The sequence below is a fragment of the Pseudomonas sp. S12(2018) genome, from assembly GCF_024355235.1.
GTDB classification, from domain to species: Bacteria; Pseudomonadota; Gammaproteobacteria; order Pseudomonadales; family Pseudomonadaceae; genus Aquipseudomonas; species Aquipseudomonas palmensis.
The window spans coordinates 14,435-21,114 of the sequence record NZ_QLAD01000017.1 but is presented as its reverse complement, the minus strand read 5'-3'; the positions used below and the strand labels follow the sequence as shown (position 1 = coordinate 21,114).

Annotated in this window: 3 protein-coding genes; all 3 read left to right on the top strand. The window is 65.4% G+C overall.

What is annotated here, in order from left to right; genetic code table 11:
- The coding region (locus DN388_RS25245) for a condensation domain-containing protein (RefSeq protein ID WP_255002857.1) at positions 1-2,820 on the top strand (2,820 nt) is incomplete at its 5' end.
- Complete coding sequence (locus DN388_RS25240) at positions 2,817-5,972, top strand: amino acid adenylation domain-containing protein (RefSeq protein ID WP_255002856.1); 3,156 nt, start codon at positions 2,817-2,819, stop codon at positions 5,970-5,972. The genes DN388_RS25245 and DN388_RS25240, both read left to right, overlap by 4 nt.
- A 339-nt stretch (positions 5,973-6,311) precedes the next feature.
- Positions 6,312-6,680, top strand: a 369-nt coding sequence (locus tag DN388_RS25235; protein ID WP_255002853.1) for an STN domain-containing protein, incomplete at its 3' end; no start/stop codon positions are given.

Below are 6,680 nucleotides of genomic sequence, written 5' to 3'. Positions count from 1 at the left end.
TTTCTGGAGCAATGGCCACTGACGGCCAACGGCAAGCTCGACCGCCGCGCCCTGCCGGCGCCGGATGCGAGCCTGCTGCAGGTCGAGTACGTGGCGCCGCAAGGTGATCTGGAGCAGAGGATTGCCCAGGTCTGGCAGCAGGTGCTGGAGCTGTCGCGGATTGGTCGCGACGACAACTTCTTCGAGCTGGGTGGCCACTCGTTGCTGGCTACCCAGGTGGTGGCGCGGCTGCGTCAGGTACTGAGTGTCGAGGTGGGTTTGCGTGACCTGTTCGGCACGCCGACCCTCGGTGCCTTCGCCGCCTTGCTGGCTCAGCGCGATGGCCGGTCGCGCGCGGCGCTGCCGAGCCTGCAGGCCTACGGCGAGCGCGCCACGGCGCCGCTGTCGCTGGCCCAGCGTCGGCTGTGGGTGGTCGAGCAGTTCGCCGCGCCCAGCGGCGCTTATGGCATGCCCCTGGCGCTGCGCCTGGAAGGCGAACTGTTGGTGCCGCTGCTCGAAGCCAGCCTGGCGCAGTTGATCAGGCGCCATGAAGTACTGCGTACCGCGTATGTGGCCGATGACGACGGTGATCCACTGGCGGTGGTCAGCACAGACGTGCCGCTGCCTCTGCCGCTGCTGGATCTGTCGATGCTGCCAGCAGGGGAGCAGGAGGCGAGGGTGGCCGAGGCGATCGAGCACAATGCCCGCCAGCCCATCAGCCTGGTGCAGGCACCGCTGTTGCGTGGCCAGGTGATACGCCTGGGTCAGGAGCGCCACGTGCTGCTGTTCTGCATGCACCACATCATCTCCGATGGCTGGTCGCTGGCGCTGCTGAGCAACGAAGTGGTCGAGGTCTACGCCCGCCTCAAGGCCGGGAACCAGACGCCGTTGCCGCCCTTGCCCTTGCAGTATTCCGATTATGCCCAGTGGCAGCAGGCCCTGGAGCAGGCGGGAGTGATGCGCGAACAGGCTGCCTTCTGGCAGCGCACCCTGGCCGGTCACGACGGGCTGCTGGTGTTGCCGGCCGACCACCCGCGCAAGCCCCAGGCCAGCCATGCCGGTCGCGACCTGCACTTCAGCCTGCCGACGGCCCTGCACGAGCAGCTCAAGGGCCTGTCACGTACCGCCGGGGTCACCCTTTACAGCACCTTGCTGGCGGCATTCCAGGTGATGTTGCACCGGCTCAGTGGCAGCCACGACGTGCTGGTCGGGGCGGACGTGGCGGGGCGCTCGCAGCCTGAACTGGAAGGCCTGATCGGCTTTTTCATCAACGTGCTGCCGCTGCGTTCACGCTGGCAGGAGCAGCTGTCGGTGCGCGAGTACCTGGCCCAGGTCCAGGACACCGCACTGAGTGCGTTCGAACACCAGGAGTTGCCATTCGACCAGATCGTCGAGGCTGCCGCGACGCCTCGGCACAAGGGCGCCAACCCGCTGGTGCAGGTGCTGTTCGTGATGAACAACCTGCCGGTGCGCCAGGCGGCGATGGACGCGGTGCGGGTCGAGGCACTGCCGATGGGCGGTGGCTACTCCAAGTTCGACATGGCCCTGTTCATCGACCAGGAGGCCGACCAGTTGCATGGCACCTGGCAGTACGCCAGCGACTTATTCCAACAAGAACGTATCGAGCTCTGCGTGAAAGGCTGGATGACCATTCTCGAACAGATGGTGCGTGATCCAGATAAACGTCTAGGGGAAATCAACATGCCTACCCATACCGCGGCCCCTGTGGCTGCGCCTGCAACACCCGCTGCACCGAGCAAGGCCGACAAACTGGGCAAGTTTCTGAAGAAGGCCCAGGGGCCGGCAGCGCGCCCTGCGGTAGCCGCCATGCGCGAGAGCCTTATGGTGCCGGGCCAGGCGTTCCCGCTGCTGTGGGAACCGACCGACCCGGGGCTGGACCTGATCCAGTGGATCGAGCACAACCGCCCACTGGTGGAGCACAAGCTTGCCCAGCATGCCGGCATCCTGTTCCGTGGTTTCGCCCTGCGCGATATCCACGCCTTCGAAGCCTTTGCCGAAGCCGTGCAGCCTGGCCTGTATGGCCAGTACGGTGACCTGCCGAAGAAGGAAGGCGGCAAGAACACCTACCGTTCGACGCCGTATCCGGAGAAGAAGATGATTCTTTTCCACAACGAAAGCGCGCATCAGGATCGCTGGCCGCGCAAGCAGCTGTTCTTCTGTGAGCAGCCTTCACCCGTGGGGGGCGCCACCCCGGTGGTGGACTGCCGTCTGATGTACCAGAAGCTGCCGACCGAGCTGCGTGAGCGCTTCGAGAGCAAGGGCCTGCTGTACGTGCGCACCTTTGCCGACAAGCTCGATGTGTCGTGGCAGCACTTCTTCAAGACCGAGGTGCGGGCCGAGGTCGAGGCGCGCTGCAGTGCGGCGGGCATCCAGTGGACCTGGCTGGACAACGACGAACTGCAGATCCGCACGCCGTGCCCGGCGATCATCAGCCACCCGGTCACGGGCGAGAAGAGCTTCTTCAACCAGGTGCAGTTGCACCACATCTACTGCCTGGACCCGGATGTGCGCGAAGACCTGCTGGCACTGTTCGGCGAGCAGCGCATGCCCCGCCACGTTTACTACGGCGACGGTTCGCCGATCGAGGACGAGGTCATGCAGCAGATCGGCGACCTGTACGAGGAATGCGCGGTGCGTTTCGAGTGGCGCAAGGGTGATGTGATTCTGCTCGACAACATGCTTGCCGCCCATGCTCGCGACCCCTTCGAGGGGCCGCGCAAGATTGTCGTGGCGATGGGCGAGATGATCGAACGCAGTGCCCTGGAGGCGCTGCCTGACACACAACAGCGGACGATGGCAAAGGACGAGGCGGGCGCATGAGCACGGCACAGCTGGAAACACAGGACACAGGCCTGGCCCTGCTTCCCGAGCAGGAAACCTGGGTCGCGGCATTGAATGCCGGTGCACGGCGCGAGGCCATCGCGCATTGCCTGCGCGTCGATATCCACGGCGAGCCGGATGTGCCGCGCCTGCAGCAGGCACTGGACAGCCTGCTGGCGCGACACGCCGCCCTGGCCATGCGCCTGGGCAGCGTGGCCGGCTATCACGGCCAGCGCCAGTTCATGCCCGAGGCATCGGTGCAGGTGTTCGACCTGCAGGTGCAGCCGGATGCGGCGCCCGAGGCGTGGCTCGCCGAGCCCTGGCCTGCGGCAGGCCCGCACGTGCAGGCCTTGCTGTCGCGTGTGACGCAGGGGCGGTGGGTGCTGGTGCTGGCGCTGGCCCGCTTTGTCGGTGATGCCGGCAGCCTCAAGGTAATGTTCGACGCGCTGGTACAGGCCTACCTGCACGCTGCTGCGGTCGACGACGAGGAACCGGGGCAGTTTGCGCAGTACCTGGAGTGGCGCAGCGAAGTGCTGTTCGACGAAGATGCCGACACCGCCAAGGCGTACTGGCAGGCGCACCTGCCGGCCAGCGAAGCGTGCGTTGCGCCCTGTTTGCCATACCGCCGTGCCACGGCCCAGCCCGCAGCCGCGCTCAAGCTTGAGGCTACGCTGGAGGCGCCGTTGCAGGCGCAGCTGGCTGGCCTGGCGCAACGCCTGGGGGTAACGCTGGACACCGTGCTGCAGGCAGCCTGGTGGACGCTGCTGGCACGCATCAGCGGGCGCCATCGGTTTGTCGGTGGCTGGCGCCACGACGGGCGTAAGGATTACGCGTTCTTCGAGAACAGCATAGGGGTGTTCGAGAAAACCCTGCCGCTGGTAGTGCATGTGGATCAGGAGCAACCCTTCGAAGCGTGGGTTACCGACCTGGCGGCGCAGCTCGAGCAGCATGCAACCTGGCAGGAATATGCCGCAGGCAACCTGCCGGTGGCGTATGAAAACCCGCTCTACGGCTTTGCCGCGCGCGCTGCCTTGCTGGAGCAGGTTGTCGGCACTGCGCAGTGGCAGGCGACCCGCCTGGCCGAAGCACAGCCCCGGTTCGAGTTGCTGCTGAGCGTCAGCGACACGGCCTTGCGTCTTGACGCCGAAGCGGGGCGCTACAGCCAGGTCGGTCTTGAAGTGCTGCTCGGACAGTACCAGGCGCTGCTGCACAGCATCGCCGCGCACAGTCGACAGGCCCTGGGCCGGCTCAACCTCTCGGGGGCTGCGGACAACGCCGCGCTGCTTGCCCTCAACCCCGCAGTGCGTGCGCTGGAAGACCGGGTGCTGTTACCCGAACGCATCGCCCAGTGGGCCGCCATCACCCCGGACGCTCCGGCGCTGGTCAGTGCCGGCGTGACCTTGAGCTACGCCGAACTTGAACAGCGCGTGGCACGCCTGGCGTTCGACCTGGTGACACTCGGCGTGGGCCAGGGTGGGCGGGTGGGGCTGGCCTTGCCACGTTCGACGCAATGGGTGGTGGCCATGCTGGCCTGTTGGCGGGTGGGCGCCGCGTACTTGCCGCTGGACCCGCAATGGCCGGTTGCACGGCAGTTGCAGATGCTGGAACAGGCACAGCCAGGCCTGGTGCTGACCGAGCAGGCGCAACTGGCCCAACTGGCCGGGCAGGGTGTGGTCGTGCAGGACATCGCGCTGCTGGGCCACGTCGACGGCGATGTGGCCAGCCCTGCGCTCAGTGCGACCGATGTCGCCTATGTGCTGTTCACCTCCGGCTCCAGCGGCACGCCCAAAGGCGTGGTGGTGGAGCATCAGCAGTTGCTCAACTACGTCGCCGGGGTGTGCCAGCAACTGCAACTCGATGCATGCCGTCACTTCGCCCTGAGTTCCACGGTGGCTGCCGACCTTGGCAACACCGCGCTGCTGGGCGCGCTGTACCTGGGTGCAGCGCTGCATGTAGCCGACGACGACAGCATCCAGTCGCCCGAGGCGTTCGCGCATTTCATGCGTGAGCAGGCCATCGACTGCCTGAAGATCGTGCCCTCGCACCTGGCCGCGTTGCTCGAAGCCCAGGCGCCGCACCTGCCGGCGACCCTGGTGCTGGGCGGTGAAGCGATCGGCGTCTCGCTGCTGCAGCGCATTGCCGAGATTCGTCCGGACTGTCGCGTGTTCAACCACTACGGGCCTACCGAAACCACCGTGGGTGTGTTGGTGCATCGGGTCACAGCGGCGGATATGGACGCAGGGAGTGTGCCCTTGACCGAGGTGCTGCCCAACAATCAGGTGCTGGTGCTGGATGAGCACCTTCAGGCGGTGGCCATTGGTGAACTGGGCGAGCTGTACATCGGTGGACGACAACTGGCGCGTGGCTACCTGAATGCGCCCGAGCAGACGGCACAGGTGTTCATCGAGCATCCGCTGCAGCCGGGTGAGCGGCTGTACCGCAGCGGCGACCTGGCACGCTACCGTCCCGAGGGCGGTGTACAGCTGTATGGCCGGCGCGACCAGCAGGTCAAGGTGCGAGGGTTTCGTATCGAACTGGCGGAAATCGAAGTGCAGTTGGCCAGCCTGGCGCAGGTCAGCGAGGCGGTTGCGGTGCTGGTCGACGTCGAGCCGGTGGCCTTCTTGGTGCTGCGTGAGGGCGCAGGTCAGGAGGCGGCTGCCGCAGTGACGGCGCAACTGGCCCTGAGGCTGCCGGCGCCGATGCTGCCACGCCATGTACAGGTGCTGGCGCAGATGCCGCGCCTGGCCAATGGCAAGGTCGATCGACAGGCATTGCAGCAGCGTCCGTTGGCCACTGCCGAGGTGGCCTGTGTGGCGCCGCGCGATGCCGTCGAGGAACTGCTGGCCAGCCGCATGGCGCAACTGCTGGGGCTGGAGCGCCTGAGCGTGGAGCAGGACTTCTTCGCTGTCGGTGGGCACTCGTTGCTGGTGATCAAGCTGGTGGCGGGCATTCGCAAGTTGCTGCAGTGCGATGTTCACCCCGGCGTGGTGTTCGACAACCCCAGCGTGGCAGCGTTGGCGCAGGCGTTGCGCTCGCAGGAGGCCGCCCCCGGGCAACTGGAAAAACTGGCGGCGGCACGGTTACGTCTGGACAGCATGACCCCCGAGCAGCGTGCACAGTTGCTGGCCAAGGCGCAGAACGCCAGCGCCTGAGGCGCGTCCGTGTTGCCGGAGCCCATCGACGTCGATGGGTTCCGTTCGCTGTGACGTTTCAGCTGCCGTGCAAGACGGTGCGCTATCTTTTTTCAGTATGTCTGTACTGAAAATGTGAACGATTCCTAAATTTTTCATTTTTAATTCGTCTTCCATTGGGTTCCACGAAGAATCCGATGGAAGTCCGGCCTGCGTGCCCCTTAGGCATTGGCGCGGAAGTGGCAGCAAGGAATGCCCATTGACTGATCAGTGGCCCTGAAGAGGCGACGATCTTCCGACGAATGATATCTGGGGTGATCCAACACTATGAAGGTTGAGCAAAAAAGGCGTGCACCACGTGTGCTGAAAAATTCACTGGCCACCTGGCGTACTTCGGCTTCCATCATCGTGTTGGGGTTGGCACTGGGTGCCAGCGGCGGTGTGTATGCACAGAGTGTGGCGGTCAATATCCCCGCCCAATCCCTGGAGAAGGCCCTGATCGATCTGGGCAACCAGACCGGTTTGCAGATTCTCTACGGGCCTGACCTGGTCACTGGCAAGAAGGCCCCGGCCGTGGTGGGCACCATGGAGCCGCAGCAGGCGCTGGAGCAGCTGCTGCGCAATGCCGGGCTGAGGTATCGCATCGAAGACAACACGGTGTTGCTGACCAATGAAGCCGCTTCAAACTCTGCGCTGGAACTGGATACCACCACCATCCAGGGCCAGGGC